The following is a 14,997-nucleotide window of genomic DNA, read 5'->3' as shown; positions in this document are numbered from 1 at the left end:
ACGATTACAACTCCTCGAACTTGCGAACGATTACTTCCACGAGAGGGTGTCTGGTAATATCTTCTTTCCCAAAAAACACCATTCCGATTTGATCCGTGTTTTTGAATAAAGTCACCACTTTTTCGAGTCCCGAGCGGCCGTGCTCCAGGTCGATCTGAGTCGAATCCCCGGAAATACACATGCGCGAAGACCTTCCCAAACGAGTCATAATCATCTTGAGCTGCGCCAGAGTACAGTTCTGGGCCTCGTCCAAAATGATAAACGCATTCGAAAGAGTTCTTCCCCGCATAAACGCGACGGGCGCGATTTCGATTTTTGTAAGAGCGATGTATTCCTGCGTTTTTTCCGCGCCGATACATTCGTTGAGAGCGTCGTAGACCGGACGAAGATACGGATCCACTTTTTGGTTCAAGTCGCCCGGTAAAAATCCGAGATTTTCCCCCGCTTCGACCGCGGGTCTTGTAAGTATGATCTTATCGACGGTTCCGGCCTGCAGAAATCTACAAGCGGTCGCGACGGATAAGAACGTCTTTCCCGTTCCCGCCGGACCGAGCGCAAAGGTGATGAGATTGTCCTGAAAGGATCGGAAATAATTTTCCTGATTTCGAGTTCGCGGGAAGATATGTTTTCCGCGGTATGTGGTGAGAATTTTCTCGCTCGGCTTCCAAGGCATGGCCCGATCGGTTTCGGTTTCCCATACCTTCTTTTTGCGGAGTTCCTTACCTGCGTCTTTTAGAATATAAGCAAAATCGAATGAATCTGTAAAATCCCGGTCCGGTCTTTCCTGATAGTTCGCTTCGAGTTTTTTAAAAAAATCCAAAGCGAAATCGACCTTCGCCGACTCGCCTTCGAGTTGGAATCCGTTCCCCCGCGGGATGATGTCCATCTCGAGTTGTTTTTCGAGAATTTTTACGCCTTCGTCGTTGATCCCGCAGATCTTGCGATAAAGATCCTGATTCTCGAAATTGAACTGTTCTTTGCGCGTGGAAATGGGTTTATACCTTTACGAGTTTGATCTTGAGTTCTTGAAGCTGTTTTTCCTCCACCGGAGAAGGACATTCGCTCATCAGACAAAGACCCTTTTGTGTTTTCGGGAAAGCGATCACGTCGCGGATCGATTTTCCCCCTGTGAGAAGCATCAGCATTCTATCGATTCCGAACGCCAAACCGCCGTGAGGCGGCGCTCCGTATTCGAGCGCTTCGAGTAAGAATCCGAATTTTTCCTTTGCTTCTTCCTCTTCGATTCCGAGAACCTTGAACACTTGGTTCTGAACGTCGCGGGAATGAATTCTAATCGAACCGCCTCCGATCTCGACTCCGTTCATCACGAGGTCGTACGCTTTTGCGGTCGCGTTGCCCGCGTTCTTCTGGAGCGTTTCCATAGATTCAAAATACGGAATACTTTCATCCGATGGAGAAGTGAACGGGTGATGCAGAGCGTCCCAACGTTTGTGGTCCTTATTCCACTCGAACATCGGAAAGTCGACGATCCAAGTGATGTTGTTCTCCCCTTCTTTCGGAGTTTCAAAACGTTCAGAAAGTTTGAGACGAAGAGCGCCTAACGAGTGATTGACGATTTCTTTTTCGTCCGCTCCGAAAAAGAGCATATCCCCTTCTTTCGAACCGCAGGCTTTGGAGATAGCGTCCAATTCCTCTTTTTTAAAACGTTTCGTGATCGTGGATTCGAGACCTTCGCTTCCGTGTTTCATATATGCGAGACCTTTCGCTTTGTAGTCTCGGTTCAGCCACGCGGTATAATCTTCGATTTCCTTTCTAGAAATGATCGAACCGCCCGGAACGCAAACGACCTTAACGGTTCCTCCGCCTTTTACGGCTCCGGAGAACACGTTGAAATCGCAATCCTTTACGATTTCGGAAACGTCCACGAGTTTCATACCGAAACGAAGATCCGGTTTGTCGGAACCGTATTCTTCCATCGCGGTTTTGTAGGTCATTCTCGGGAAAGGAACGGTAAGCTGAATATTGAAAACTTCCTTATAGATTTCAGCAACGAGGCCCTCGATCTCCGCGAGAATTTCCTCCTGACTGACAAAGGAGAATTCCATATCGAGCTGCGTGAACTCGGGTTGTCTGTCCGCGCGCAGATCCTCGTCGCGGAAACACTTTACGATTTGGAAGTAACGTTCCATTCCGCCGACCATCAGAATCTGTTTGAAGATCTGCGGAGATTGGGGAAGAGCGTAAAACTCGTTCGGATTCAGACGGGAAGGAACGAGAAAATCTCTCGCGCCTTCGGGAGTGGATTTGTTCAAAATCGGAGTTTCGATTTCGACGAACTTGCGTTTGTTGAGATAATTACGGATTGCGAATATAAACTCGTGCCGTTTGAGCATTCTGTTTTTTAATTCTTCTCTTCTGAAATCCAGATAACGGTATTTCAGTCTGAGTTCTTCGGAAACTTCGTCGAACTCGTCCAAGGAGAACGGAGGAGTTTTTGCAGCATTCAAGATTTCTAATTGATCCAGAACGACTTCGATCGTTCCGGTTTGCATTCTCGGATTGATGGATTCAGCGTCTCTTTTTTTGAGAGTTCCCGCAACCGCGAGAACGTATTCGGAACGGACTTTTTCGGCGAGAACGAAAGCGTCTCCCAAAAGTTCCTTGCGCGCGACTACTTGGATGATTCCGGTTCTGTCGCGGAGATCGATGAAGATCACTCCGCCTTGATCGCGAAAACGAAACGACCAACCGTAGAGAACGACTTTTTGACCTTCTTGGGACTCGCTCAATTCTCCCGCCCAAGAGCGCTTTTTATAACTTTCCTGAATCCACTGTTCCAATGATTTCTGTTTCCTATGTGAGACCGTAAATCGGTCTATAAATTAATCTATATTATCAAATCTGCTAAGCTCGGGCCTAAAGGCAAGATGAAAAGAACCGATAGGGCCCGAACGGTTTTTCGCGATGATGATCTCCGCCTTACCGCGCATCTCCGGGCTGATCTCCTCTTCTCCCTTTACCTTCTCTTCCCGATAGATAAAGGACACGATATCCGCATCCTGCTCGATCGCGCCCGATTCCCGAAGGTCGGAAAGCTGCGGTTTCTGATCCTTGGATCTTTGTTCCACGGCCCGGGACATCTGAGAAAGCGCGATGATCGGACATTTCGCTTCCTTTGCCATCTGTTTGAGGGAACGGGAGATGGACGCGACCTCTTGTTGACGCCCTCCGTCCTTGTTCTTCGGATCGCTCATCAGCTGGAGATAATCCACGACGATCAGGCCGATCTTTTCCGTGGTAAGAAGTTTACGCACGCGACCTTTGAAGTCGTCTATCGTCAAACCGCCGGAATCGTCGATGTAAATCGGAGCCGAGGTTACTCGCACGATCGATTCCAAAAGTTTCGGAGCGTCCGAACGGGTAAGTTCGGATTTTTTGAGTTTCATCGATTCCACTTGGGAATCGGAACAGACCATCTTGAGAAGAAGTTCGATCCGGCTCATCTCCAAAGAGAAGATGACGACCGGTTGATTGTAGATGAGCGCCACGTTAGACGCTATGTTGAGTGCGAACGTGGTTTTACCGTTACCGGGACGGGCCGCGAGAATCATCAGCTCGTGTTCCTTCAAACCGGAAGTCGCTTCGTCGAGTTTGGTGAAGTTGGTTCGAAGACCGGTGATCTGTCCCCGATTCTTCATGATCTCCATGATGTAATCGGAGAGAGCGACCTTGTCCGTCGAGACGGGAAGCAGACCTTTTGCGTCTATGCTTCTGGAAATTTCGGTGAGATTCTTTTCGACCGTGTTGAATACGGATTCGTTGTCTCCCGGTTCCTTGCGGATGAGTTCGAGAGAATCCTGGAGAATTTTCGCATACATTCTCCGTTCGGAGAAACGTTTGATCCGCGTCGCGTAGTATGCAAGCGGCTGCGTAACGACCGTATCTCTGTAAAGAGAATAGATATAATTGAATTCTTTTTCTTCGTCTTTGAGAAGAGAATTTTCTTTGAGGAAGTTGAGAACGGAAACCGGATCGATCGTGATCCGTTTGTCCACTAAGTCGGCGATCGCCCGATAGACCCTTCTGTGGAGATCCACATAAAAGTCTTCGGGAACGACGGGAACATCGATGAGGTTGTCCGCCCCTTTGAGAAGCAGGAATCCTAAAAAGGCCCTTTCGGATTCCGGTTCGTATAAGGAGTCGGACTGCATGGTCCCCTAAAGAAGGATTATTCTTCTTCTTTTTTTACGTTGAGCGTAATCACGGGCTGGACTCCGTCGGCGAGACGGATTTTGATCTTGTAAGATCCCAGGTTGCGGATTGGCTCAGCGATTTCGATTTTTCTCTTATCGAGTTCGACCCCATTCTTTTTCAGAATGGCAGCGACGTCGATCGGAGTAACGGCTCCGAAAAGTTTATCTCCGCCGCCCGTTTTCACGAGAATATCGTATTCTTTCCCGTTCAGACTTGCGGAAACTCCTTCCATCGCTTTTTTACGTTTTTCACGTTTGAGTTCGCCCAACTTCTTCTGGTGAAGAGCCGCTTTGGTGTTTCCTTCGTTTGCACGAACTGCGAGTCGTTTTGGAAATAAGAAGTTTCTTGCGTAACCGTCGGCAACTTCTTTCGTATCTCCGGCGTCTCCGAGATTGATAACGTCTTTTTGTAAGATCACTCTCATGTTCGTACCTCAGTTCACCTTGTAAGGAAGAAGACCGATGCTTCTTGCTTTGCGGATTTCACGAGCGAGAACTCTTTGATAACGAGCGCTGGTTCCCGTAATTCTTCTTGGAATGATTTTACCGCGGTTGGTGATGAATCTTTCCAGAAGCTCGATGTTCTTATAATTGATTTGTTTTGCAAGTTCGGGATCTGCTGTAAAACGGCAAACCTTCTTCTTGTATTTGTTCTGTTTTCTCTGCGGCTTGCCTTCCATTTCAGCGGAAGCGTCGCCTTGTTCCGGTCTTTCGGAACGTTCTTCTTTGATTTCGTTTTCACTCATAAGTGTACCTCATTAAAACGGTATGTCGTCGTCACCATCCGGTGCAGGGCTGTAGTATTCCGGAGAGGATGGATAAGAATTTCCTCCGGAGGAAGAGGAGCCGCCCGATGAAGAGGAAGAAGAATCGTCTCTGGAACCGAGGAGTTGAAAGTTCTCAACTACGATTCGGATCCGCGAAGCCTTCTTTCCTTCGGGGGTTTCCCAAGTGTCCTGCTTCAGTCTTCCTTCAATGGCAATCTGCTTTCCTTTTTTGCAGTATTGTTGAATGATATCAGCCGGTTTTCCCCAGACTTCACAATCGAAGAAGTGAGACTCTTCTCTTTTTTCTCCGTTAGACACGTAGGTCCGGCCGTTGGCCAAGGAGAAGTTAACGAGAGAAGTCCCGTTGATCGATTTGAACTCGGGGTCCCGCGTTAAGCGGCCGACCAGAGTCACTCTGTTGATATCATTAGCCATTGAGGCGCACAACCATAGAACGAAGGATGTTCTGGTTGATTAAGAATTCCTTTTCCACTTTTTCAATGGCGCCTGGATCCGCGCTGCATTTGTAGTGATGGAAAATGCCCTGCTCTTCGTGTTTGATCGGATGCCAGAGTTTTCTTTGGCCCCAATCTTCGTCGGAGGTGATGCTCACGGAGAATTTCTTCAAAGTATCCTGAATTTCGGACTTTGCAGCTTCCCGCGCGCTCACACGTGTGATGGTGGTGAGTTCGTAGTTTCTCAAAAGTTTCCCCTATGGTTATAGCCCGCCTGCGGTTCGCGGCGAGCAGAAGAACCGATAATTTAACCTATTTTTTGCGTTTAGAGCCCGGGGTCAAGGGAGAATTGACCTTTAGGTCCAGAAATGCCCTTTCTTCCTCGACTCGAAGCTTGGTTCCGAGTTCGCTCGAAAGAACCGCGATCTCTTGTAGGAACTCCTGCGCTTCTTTGCCTTGAACCGGACGGATTTTGTGGTCCTCTTTTTGGAACTTACCGAAGATCGGAACGAGTTCCACGGTTTCCAAGACATTCTTGCGGATATGAAGAATGGCGATTAGATTGTGATTGAGGTAGGAGTTCCTACTTCCGAAAATCAGATTCCCGAGCGAATACAAAATCACCCCACCCCGATACAATTCCACTCCTTGCGGAATATGCGGATGATGACCGATCACGATTTTAACGCCGGAATCGATCAATGCGCGCGCGACCTTTCTTTGATCGGGAGTCGGAAAGGGAGAATATTCGACTCCCCAGTGCAGGGAAACGATCCGCACCGGTGGAGGGTTTCCCCGGCGAACGGGACGGCGTTCGAAAAAAGCCGCCTGCAAGGAAGGGAGAACAAACGGAGCAACGCCCGATTTCGTAGGAGTCGCGTAATGCGATTGTTCGGCGATCGCCGTAACGGAATGAATTCTCAGGTCCGAACCTTTCAGGCTGAGATGCAACGGATCGAATACGTCCGGAAGCTTCTTACCCGCGCCGATATTTAGAATATTATTCTTATTTAATATGTTTAACGTCTCGACCATTCCGTTCGGACCGTGATCGAAGGAATGATTGTTTCCGAGAAAGACCATGTCGATCCCCAAAAATTTCAGGGAATCAAGATCCTTTTCGTGTGCGGTAAAGATATAAGCCTTTTTGGATTCTTCCGTTTTGGAAGCGACGACCGGAGTTTCCAGATTGACCATGCGGAAGTCCGCTTCTCCGAACAAGGATTTCAAACCTTCCACGGGCGCGATTTCTCCGTGTTTCTGAATCGTGTCGCGGATTCCCCAATTGAACATAACGTCCCCGCCCGCCAAAACCTTGAGCAGTTCGGGATCGCGGTTGTGTTCGGGATGCAGAACCGCGTCGATCTTGTCTTGGATGATCTCCAGAGCGGAGGGAGAATTCGATTCGTTCGCTTCCGAAGAAGAATCTTTTAAAAAACCGGGAATACAGGAAAGAAAGAAAAGGGGAATAAAAAAAGCGGCCGTTGCAAAACGAAGAACGAATCGAGATTTCAATTGGAAATAAATTTTAGATAAAAGTGAATAAGACATCTGAAGGGAAGAAAAAAGCACTGTGGGTAAGTTCTCCATTTCATCCGAGATTGGAAAGATTTTTTTCGGGAATTTTCGGAGAGAACCATGCGGGTAAATACGCCCTTCCCGTTGAAAAAGCGGTTTAATGAAGAGTTTCCTTTCTTTTTAACATCTCCACGAACTCTTTCATCCGTTTGATTTTGGTTTCCTCCTTCTTTGCATTGTGAATCCGAAAAAGAATCGCGTAACGATTCGCGGAATTCAGAGTTTCAAAGAACTTTTTGGCGGAGGAATTCTTATCCAAAAGTTTTTGAAATTCCTCCGGAACTTCCATCTTACTTTGCGATGCGTAAGCCTTATCCCATCTTCCGTCTTTCTTAGCCGCTTCGACGGCCGCAAGTCCCGGAGCTTTCATTCCTTTGGAAGCGATCAACTGTTCCGCCTTCTCTCGATTGATCTTGGACCAAATACTTTTAGAACCTCGAATCGAAAATCTTTGAAGCCAATGCGAAGCATCGTATTTCTGTTTTTGACTGTCGATCCAACCGTAACAAAGGGCCACTTCCAGCGCTTCGGCATACGTGATCGAAGGAATCGAGGATTCCTTTTTGGCGAGTTTGATCCAAATCGCGGAATCGGATCGGTGATTCGCTTTCAACCAAGCCGCCCATTCTTTCCGATTCTTAAAAAATAAAACCGGACAATCGTTAAAAATTTCTTTCATAAGCGGGAAAGGACGAAACGTTCCTTTTGAGATGTTTCTAAGATAAACTCAAGCGGCGATCACTTCGAGATGTTCTTTTCCGTAATCCACCGCCTTGTATGGAATCTTAGAATCGAACGTCGCAAACTTGACTTTGTGATGAACGCTTAAGGCAAGAAGATAAATATCCGTCAGTTGTTTGGAATGAATCGAAGTAGAATCAAAAGATAATGAAGAAGAATCGAGGGAAATATTGTCGGGTATAAACCGATGTCCTTTCACTTTCAGAAGAGAATGTAAAATTTCCGAGGCGACCTCCACACCGCCCGGACTTCCGGGATACGATGGATGGCTTAGAATCCGGACAAGAGCGTTTTGCGTAATCGGACAAGTGGACCAACCGGCCTTCGTCTTCCGATCAAACCACCGCCAAGCCGCTTGGTGGAACGTATGATTGGAATCGCTGAGCGCGATCAAAACATTTGCGTCTAAAAGATAACCCATTTTAGCCGATTTCCTCCTTGATATTATTGATGATCGTTTCCGTAACTTTTACGCCTTTCTTTTTGGAAAGAACGGGCCATCCGTGATGATTGGCGGCGAAACCCTTCTCGGCGTCCTTTTTTCTTACGGCTTCCTCCATTTCTAAAGTATGTGCCAACGACTCTATGACCAAGGCTTTCATAGAAATTCCTCTCTCTGCCGCTTTTATTTTCGCTTTTTTAAACAATGTATCCGGTATTTCTAAAGTCGTTTTCACCCTTTTACGGTTCCATAAATATGGTTCTCTTCAAGTATTTTTCCCATTTTTTTTTCCGATTCCTCTATTTTTTTAATTCACGATTCAAACAAAACGCGGACAAAGGAAGGAGAAACAATACGGATCAAAAGGAAACAGAAAACGCGGAAGGACGAAAAGAATTGAAATTGGAAGTTAAGGCAGATTGGGAAGGGAGGAAACTAAATGGAAAGGGAAATCTGAATCGTAGGCGGGAAAAGATTAGAGAAGAATCAAGAGAAATGGAACCGAATACCTTCGAAACAACATTATAAAAATGTAAAATAGGCCGCCAGCGTCAAAATCAAACCGAAAATTCCGACCGGTAAACCGGCCTTGATCATATCCTTGATTTCAAAACCGCCCACCGCATACGCGATCGCATTCGGCGGAGTGCTTACGGGAAGCGACATCGCTAAGGAAGCGGAAAGAGCGATGCCGAGACAAATCTCCAAAAGATACGCTTCCGATCCGGGTAAAATAATCGCGGACAAAGGAAACGCAAACGGAACCAAAAGATTCGTAGCGGCCGTATTCGACATGAACGTACTGAGCAAAAGGCTCAAAATGCAGAGAAGGAACAACACACTTACCGCATATTCCGGTTTTGTAATAGGTTTGAGGATTTCCGAAAACCAAAGGCTCATTCCGCTCTGTTGAAGTCCCACGCCGATCGCGATCCCACCGGCGATCAAAAGCAGAACGGACCATTCCAAAGAGTTGATGTCTTTTTCATTCAAAATTCCGAACGTAGGAAAAAGGATCAAAGGCAATAACGCGATCACTCCCGCGGGAATTCCGTGCAGATTCTCCGTAAACCAAAGCGCGACCGTTCCTAAAAAAATCACGGATGTCGTTCGAAACGAGAAAGATTTCGTTCCGCCTTCCGGTTCGGGAAATTCAACGATCAAATCCAAAGAACCGTTTTCCGGAAACAATTTCAAAAGAAGAAACCACGCGAACAAAATCAAAACGACCACAAGAGGAACCGCAAAGAGCATCCAAGTTCCGAACGAAACTACAACGCCTTGTTGTTTTAAAATACCCATTGCGATGATATTCGGCGGAGAACCGATCGGAGTCCCCACTCCTCCGATATTCGCTGCGAACGGAATCCCCAAAAGAAGCGCTTTTCGAAACGGTTCTTTTTCCGGAAGAATCTGAAACAAGGGAAACGAAAGAGCGATCATCATCGAAGTCGTCGCGGTATTGCTCATCCACATCGAGATAAAACCCGTGGTGAACATAAAACCGAGTAGAACTTGATGACTCTTGGTCCCGAATTTGCGGATGATCCGGTTTGCAAGAAAACGGTCCAGTCCCGTTTTCACACAAGCCTTTGCTAAAACGAAACCGCCTAAAAAAAGAATAATGGAAGAATCCGCGATCGATGACAAAAATACCGAAACCGCCGGATTTTTGCCCTGCTGAAATTTCAAAGCTTCGATTCCGGCAGGATTCGCAAAAAACAAAATCTCCAGAAAAAGAATCAGAATCGAAGTCGCATAACCCGGAATCGGTTCTAAAACCCAAAACGTGGCGGCCAAACAAAATATGCAGATCATAATCGCGACTCCGAGAGGAATCGCAAACTGAATCTGTATAAAAAATAAAACGAATATTACGGATAAGATACTTAGAATCGAAATCAGATTACGCATCGTGTTTTAGTACGGTCGTAAAGACCGGTATATGTTGAATGGTTTAAATCAGCTTCCAACCGAATTTCATAAAAAAACGAAATGCGGAAGTTACAAAAAGTCGAATATGCAAAAAACCTTTTTTGGAAGAATTACCGCCCTTGTGAAAGATTTTCACCTTAGGCAAGTAGTCTTTTCGTTTTAAGCGCATCGATAAATCGAAATCCTCGAAATACAAAAAGAAATTTTCATCAAAGCCTCCGATCTTCTGCAACGATTCCGTTTTCGCGAAGATAAAACAGCCGCTTACGAGAGGAACCGATTCCTGGGTTTGGCTCCAGTCCTTTTCTCTTAAATCGTATTCGTCTATGTTCTTTTGAAAAAACGATTTCAAAAATTTCGGAGCAAAGGACCGCAAAAACAAAACGAAAACGGTCGGATACGACTTCACCAAAAACTGCATCGTAGAAACGTTTTTACCGTCGCTGTCCCAATCCCAAACGGAAGGAACCACAGCGTCGCACGAAGAATGTTGTTCCAAATAACGCGCGCATGCATCCAACGTCTGCGGAATCATTTTAATATCCGGATTGAGAACGAGATGGTATTTCGTTTTCGACTCTAAAATGGAACGATTGTTTGCGGCTCCGTAACCCGGATTTTCCGGCATGTGTATGTAGCGAAATGCGACTTGTTTCTTAAACTCCCGCTTTTTGGCGCAATCGTTCAGAAAACTTTGAACCTCTTGCGAGAACAAAGGCGAATTATCAACGACATCGATTTGAAACCGCGTTTTCGAATCATTCTTAGAAATTTGATAAGCGACGGAGGCTAAAAGCGATTCCAAAGATTCCTTTAAAATCAAAAGATTCGGTTTATATAATACGATCGAAACTGTAACGCCGAAATTCAAACTGTCACCTGATTTGTATTTATTTTCGAAAAAGCCGATCAGCGGCGATGAAAGTCTGCACGTAGAAAAAATCTTGTTTCAAGAAATTCTTCCGCACAAAAAGGGAAACGGTTCAATGAGAGATAGAATCCGAGTCAGCACCGATCAGATTTTTATAAAACGAAGACTGTCCGCCTGCAAACCCGTCTCGAATTCCGTGAAGAATATGACGAAAGGTTTGAACAATCGAATCGCCGAACAACGGAAGGAGAACCAATCGAAGAGAAGACTTTATGAATAGTTCCAATTTAAATCGAAAGGGCACATGCGGAAGTTTACACATCCAAATCCCGTTTCGAAACAAGAAATACCAACGAAAGGGAGAATGAATCGCTATTTTAAAGATTCCGAATATGTTTTTGGAACGATTTCCGATCGAATGATTCATCTTCGCAGTGGCGATGATCTTATGAACATAACCCTTGTGATTCGCGCGAAAACACCATTCGTAATCGAGATAATCGATAAAAAAATCCTCTTGGATCGGTCCGACTTCGTCGAAGACATGCAATGGATAATAACTGCCGGACGTAATCAAAAAGGAAGCGTCCAAGATAGCATCCGAAGTTTCGTTCAAGCCGTATATGTTTCGATTCTTAACGGAATCGAAAATATTCGGGCCGAACGAAGCAACTTTGCTTTGTCCGAGCGATGCTTCTTGCTCGAACGTCTTCACCTTCTCCAAAAAGACTCGAGCAGCCGTTGACTCCAATAAACTATCCTGATCAAACAGCCAAACGTGAGAATATCCGTTCTTCTTTGCGTATGCGATTCCTCTGTTAAGAGCGAATCCCAATCCGAGGTTTTTCGAATTCTCCAAAAGAAGATTCGGTTTTTTGATTTGAGAGCGGATCGCTTCCGTATTCTTGGAATGATTGTCTACGACCAGAACGGGAACCTTGTTCTCGTTTAAATTCAGGATGTTCCGGAACGTTTTCGAAAATTCCGGATTGTACGTAACGATTACGGCTAACGGAGAAAATTTTTTTGGCATCGATTTTATTTTTTACGAAACGGGGAAAGCAGCTCGAGTTGGCGAATATTTATTTTAAACAAGAACATCGTCCCAAGAAATTTAAAAAATATCATAGCCAGTTACACAATTAAAAGATTTTCTCGTGAAGAACCTTGGAGAGATATTGTCCGTATCCGTTCTTTTTCAAAGGCTCGATCAATTTTTCAAGGTCGGCCGCGTTGATAAAACCTTTTCGAAACGCGATCTCTTCGGGACAAGCCACCTTCAGACCCTGTCTTTTTTCGATCGTTTCGATAAAGACCGAAGCTTCCAAAAGCGATTCGTGCGTTCCCGTATCAAGCCAAGCGTAGCCGCGTCCCATCACCTGCACGTTCAAAGTGCCCCGTTCGAGATAGACCTTATTCACATCGGTGATTTCCAATTCTCCCCTTGGAGAAGGTTTGATGGATTTCGCGATGTTCACTACGTCCTCGTCATAAAAATAAAGCCCTGTAACTGCGTAATTCGATTTCGGTTGAACGGGTTTTTCTTCGATCGAAATCGCTCGCCGATTCGAATCGAATTCCACCACTCCGTATCGCTCCGGATCATGAACCGGATACGCAAAAACGGTCGAACCGGAAGTCCTCTCGTAAGCGCCCGATAAAAGCGCGGAAAGATCATGTCCGAAATAAATATTATCGCCCAAGATCAAAACGGAAGGATGTCCGTTTACGAACTTCTCTCCGATCAAGTATGCTTGTGCGAGTCCGCCCGGATCCGGTTGAATCGCATATTCAATGTTGATTCCCCATTGTTTTCCGTCCCCTAAAAGCTCCTTATACATCGGAGTCGCTTGCGGCGTGGAGATGATGAGAATATCTTGAATCCCCGCTAACATAAGCGTCGTTAGCGGATAATAGATCATCGGCTTATCGTAAACCGGAAGAAGTTGTTTGGAGATCACATGGGTCACCGGATAAAGTCTGGTGCCCGAACCGCCCGCGAGAATAATTCCCTTTCTTGATTTCATCTAACGTTTCTCATACTGACTTTCATAATATTCTTTGTATTGACCGGAAAGAATTTCCTTCCACCAGGATTCGTTTTCCAAATACCACTGAATCGTTTCCCGAAGAGCGGTCTCGAAACTGAATTTAGGCTTCCATCCGAGTTCTTTTTCAATCTTAGAAGGATCGATCGCATAACGGAAGTCGTGTCCCGGTCTGTCCTTTACGTATTGGATCAACTTCGAATGCGGCGCCCCGGCCGGATGAAGTTCGTCCATAATCGAACAAATCGAATTTACGATATCGATGTTTCTTTTTTCGTTTCGGGTGCCGATGTTGTATGTTTCGCCCGGCTTTCCTTGAAATAGAGCGACACGAATCGCCTCGCAATGATCCTTAACATATAACCAATCTCGAATATTCTTTCCGTCTCCGTAAACGGGAAGCGGTTTTCCGTGAAGACAATTCAGGATCATCAACGGAATCAGCTTTTCCGGAAAATGATACGGCCCGTAGTTATTGGAACAATTCGTCGTAACGACAGGCATGTGATAGGTATGAAAGTAAGAACGCACCAGATGATCCGAACCTGCCTTGGACGCCGAATACGGAGAATTCGGAGCATACGGAGTTTCTTCGGTAAAGAATCCGGTGTCGCCTAACGTTCCAAACACCTCGTCCGTCGAGACGTGAAGGAATTTTTTTCCATCAAAAGAATTCTTCCATTGCAAACGCGCAGCATCCAAAAGATAAAACGTTCCGAGGACGTTCGTCCGAACGAATTCTTCCGGTCCCGTAATCGATCGGTCGACGTGACTTTCAGCAGCAAAATGAGCAACAAAATCGAATTCGTGTTTTTGAAAAACGTCGCCGACTTGATCCTTATCGGCGATATCCGCTTTGACGAAAATAAAACGGGAATCGTTTTTCCAACGATCCAGACTTTTCAAATTTCCCGCATACGTAAGTTTATCTAAAACGATTACTTGATATTCGCGAGTATCTTCCAAAAGAAGATGAACGAAATTGGAACCGATAAAACCGGCCCCTCCGGTTACTAAAATTTTCTTCATACTTTTTTTCCGGATATCGAAGCGATCTCTTCAAGACAAAGTTTTAAGTCTTCTCTCCAATGAGGAATCGGTCCGAATATCTTTCTGGTTTCTTCCAAATCTAAAATAGAATAGCGAGGTCTAGGCGCCGGCGTCGGGTAACTCTCCGTCGGAATCGGCAGAATCGGTTTTGAACTTCGGATTAACGAGGCAGAATACGCTTCGTCGCGAACGGCAACTGCAAAATCGAACCAGCTTGCGGTTCCAGAATTCGAAAAATGCAACGTCTGCGGATAGGATTCTCCCTTTAGAATTCCTTGAACTAAGAATATTATAAAATCGGCAAGTCTTCCGGCCCAAGTGGGACGACCGAGTTGATCTTCGATCACTTTCAATTCCGGTCGATTCTCGTCGGCCAAAAGACGAAGAACCGTTTTAGGAAAGTTATTTCCATTAGAAGAATAAACCCAGCTAGTGCGAACGATGTTCGCGCCTCCGGAGTTTCCGAATGTCTTTCGTATCCAATTCTCCCCTTCCGCTTTCGAAAGGCCGTAAACACCCTTAGGAGATAAAGGAGAATTCGGTTTCCAAAATCGAATCACGTCTTCGATCGTATCGGAACCCGCATCAAAAACGAAATCGGTGGAAACGTAGATCAATCGAATGTTTCTTTTGTAACATTCTTCCGCGATTCCTTTTACGGACTCGGAATTAACCTTATAAGCGGTCTCGCGATCGGATTCGGCCTTATCAACGGCGGTATAAGCGCCGCAGTGAATCAATACCTTCGGATTTTTTGCAAGGATGGTTTCGGCAGCTTCCGGATTTGTCAGATCCCAATCCTCTCTTCCGAAACCGATCGATTCCAATCCGATTGCATTCAAGCGATTGGACAATTCCCAGCCGAGCTGACCGTTTTTGCCGGTATAATAAATCAT

General features: G+C 45.7%; 17 protein-coding genes. All 17 read right to left on the bottom strand.

The features are described 5' to 3' along the window. Positions 1-4: 4 nt before the first annotated feature. The 17 genes from DLM76_RS18975 to rfbD all read right to left on the bottom strand — a co-directional run bounded on the left by DLM76_RS18975 (position 5) and on the right by rfbD (position 14,997). Complete coding sequence (locus tag DLM76_RS18975; protein WP_118966206.1) at positions 5-886, bottom strand: PhoH family protein; 882 nt, start codon at positions 884-886, stop codon at positions 5-7. A gap of 109 nt (positions 887-995) precedes the next feature. Further along, positions 996-2,801: an aspartate--tRNA ligase gene (aspS, locus tag DLM76_RS18970; RefSeq protein WP_118957313.1), complete on the bottom strand. Its 1,806-nt coding sequence runs from the start codon at positions 2,799-2,801 to the stop codon at positions 996-998. A 42-nt stretch (positions 2,802-2,843) separates the two neighbouring features. Continuing rightward, complete coding sequence (gene dnaB, locus DLM76_RS18965) at positions 2,844-4,172, bottom strand: replicative DNA helicase (RefSeq protein ID WP_118957314.1); 1,329 nt, start codon at positions 4,170-4,172, stop codon at positions 2,844-2,846. Between the two features lie 17 nt (positions 4,173-4,189). Further along, on the bottom strand, positions 4,190-4,639 hold the full coding sequence (gene rplI, locus DLM76_RS18960; protein ID WP_118957315.1) for a 50S ribosomal protein L9: 450 nt from the start codon (positions 4,637-4,639) through the stop codon (positions 4,190-4,192). Between the two features lie 9 nt (positions 4,640-4,648). Next, positions 4,649-4,960: a 30S ribosomal protein S18 gene (gene rpsR, locus DLM76_RS18955; RefSeq protein ID WP_118957316.1), complete on the bottom strand. Its 312-nt coding sequence runs from the start codon at positions 4,958-4,960 to the stop codon at positions 4,649-4,651. Positions 4,961-4,972: 12 nt separating this feature from the next. Then, positions 4,973-5,416, bottom strand: a complete 444-nt coding sequence (locus DLM76_RS18950) for a single-stranded DNA-binding protein (RefSeq protein ID WP_118957317.1) — start codon at positions 5,414-5,416, stop codon at positions 4,973-4,975. Further along, entirely contained in the window at positions 5,409-5,684 is a 276-nt protein-coding gene (rpsF, locus tag DLM76_RS18945; protein WP_118957318.1) for a 30S ribosomal protein S6, read from the bottom strand. The genes DLM76_RS18950 and rpsF overlap by 8 nt, the downstream gene beginning before the upstream one ends. A gap of 64 nt (positions 5,685-5,748) precedes the next feature. Further along, entirely contained in the window at positions 5,749-6,951 is a 1,203-nt protein-coding gene (locus DLM76_RS18940) for a CapA family protein (RefSeq protein ID WP_425528958.1), read from the bottom strand. Positions 6,952-7,111: 160 nt separating this feature from the next. Next, positions 7,112-7,693, bottom strand: coding sequence for a YdeI/OmpD-associated family protein (locus DLM76_RS18935; RefSeq protein ID WP_118966204.1), 582 nt, complete (start codon positions 7,691-7,693; stop codon positions 7,112-7,114). Between the two features lie 48 nt (positions 7,694-7,741). Continuing rightward, the gene (locus DLM76_RS18930) at positions 7,742-8,176 is read right to left on the bottom strand and encodes a TA system VapC family ribonuclease toxin (protein ID WP_118957321.1); all 435 of its coding nucleotides are present in this window, start codon (positions 8,174-8,176) and stop codon (positions 7,742-7,744) included. Between the two features lies 1 nt (position 8,177). Further along, the gene (locus DLM76_RS18925) at positions 8,178-8,414 is read right to left on the bottom strand and encodes an antitoxin (protein WP_241548308.1); all 237 of its coding nucleotides are present in this window, start codon (positions 8,412-8,414) and stop codon (positions 8,178-8,180) included. A gap of 305 nt (positions 8,415-8,719) precedes the next feature. Beyond that, positions 8,720-10,111: a DASS family sodium-coupled anion symporter gene (locus DLM76_RS18915; protein WP_118966202.1), complete on the bottom strand. Its 1,392-nt coding sequence runs from the start codon at positions 10,109-10,111 to the stop codon at positions 8,720-8,722. A gap of 43 nt (positions 10,112-10,154) precedes the next feature. After that, positions 10,155-11,003, bottom strand: coding sequence for a glycosyltransferase (locus DLM76_RS18910; protein WP_118966201.1), 849 nt, complete (start codon positions 11,001-11,003; stop codon positions 10,155-10,157). 112 nt (positions 11,004-11,115) lie between these two features. After that, positions 11,116-12,036 carry a glycosyltransferase family 2 protein gene (locus DLM76_RS18905; protein WP_118966200.1) on the bottom strand — a complete coding sequence of 307 codons (921 nt, stop codon included), beginning with the start codon at positions 12,034-12,036 and terminating at the stop codon, positions 11,116-11,118. 109 nt (positions 12,037-12,145) lie between these two features. After that, positions 12,146-13,030 carry a glucose-1-phosphate thymidylyltransferase RfbA gene (rfbA, locus tag DLM76_RS18900; protein ID WP_118966199.1) on the bottom strand — a complete coding sequence of 295 codons (885 nt, stop codon included), beginning with the start codon at positions 13,028-13,030 and terminating at the stop codon, positions 12,146-12,148. Further along, positions 13,031-14,080 carry a dTDP-glucose 4,6-dehydratase gene (gene rfbB, locus DLM76_RS18895; RefSeq protein WP_118966198.1) on the bottom strand — a complete coding sequence of 350 codons (1,050 nt, stop codon included), beginning with the start codon at positions 14,078-14,080 and terminating at the stop codon, positions 13,031-13,033. It lies immediately after the preceding gene. Beyond that, on the bottom strand, positions 14,077-14,997 hold the full coding sequence (gene rfbD, locus DLM76_RS18890; RefSeq protein ID WP_118966197.1) for a dTDP-4-dehydrorhamnose reductase: 921 nt from the start codon (positions 14,995-14,997) through the stop codon (positions 14,077-14,079). The genes rfbB and rfbD overlap by 4 nt, the downstream gene beginning before the upstream one ends.

This window comes from Leptospira yasudae (assembly GCF_003545925.1).
Taxonomy (GTDB): Bacteria; Spirochaetota; Leptospiria; order Leptospirales; family Leptospiraceae; genus Leptospira; species Leptospira yasudae.
The sequence above is the reverse complement of the archived record's forward strand: the minus strand, read 5'-3'. Positions and strand labels throughout refer to the sequence as shown.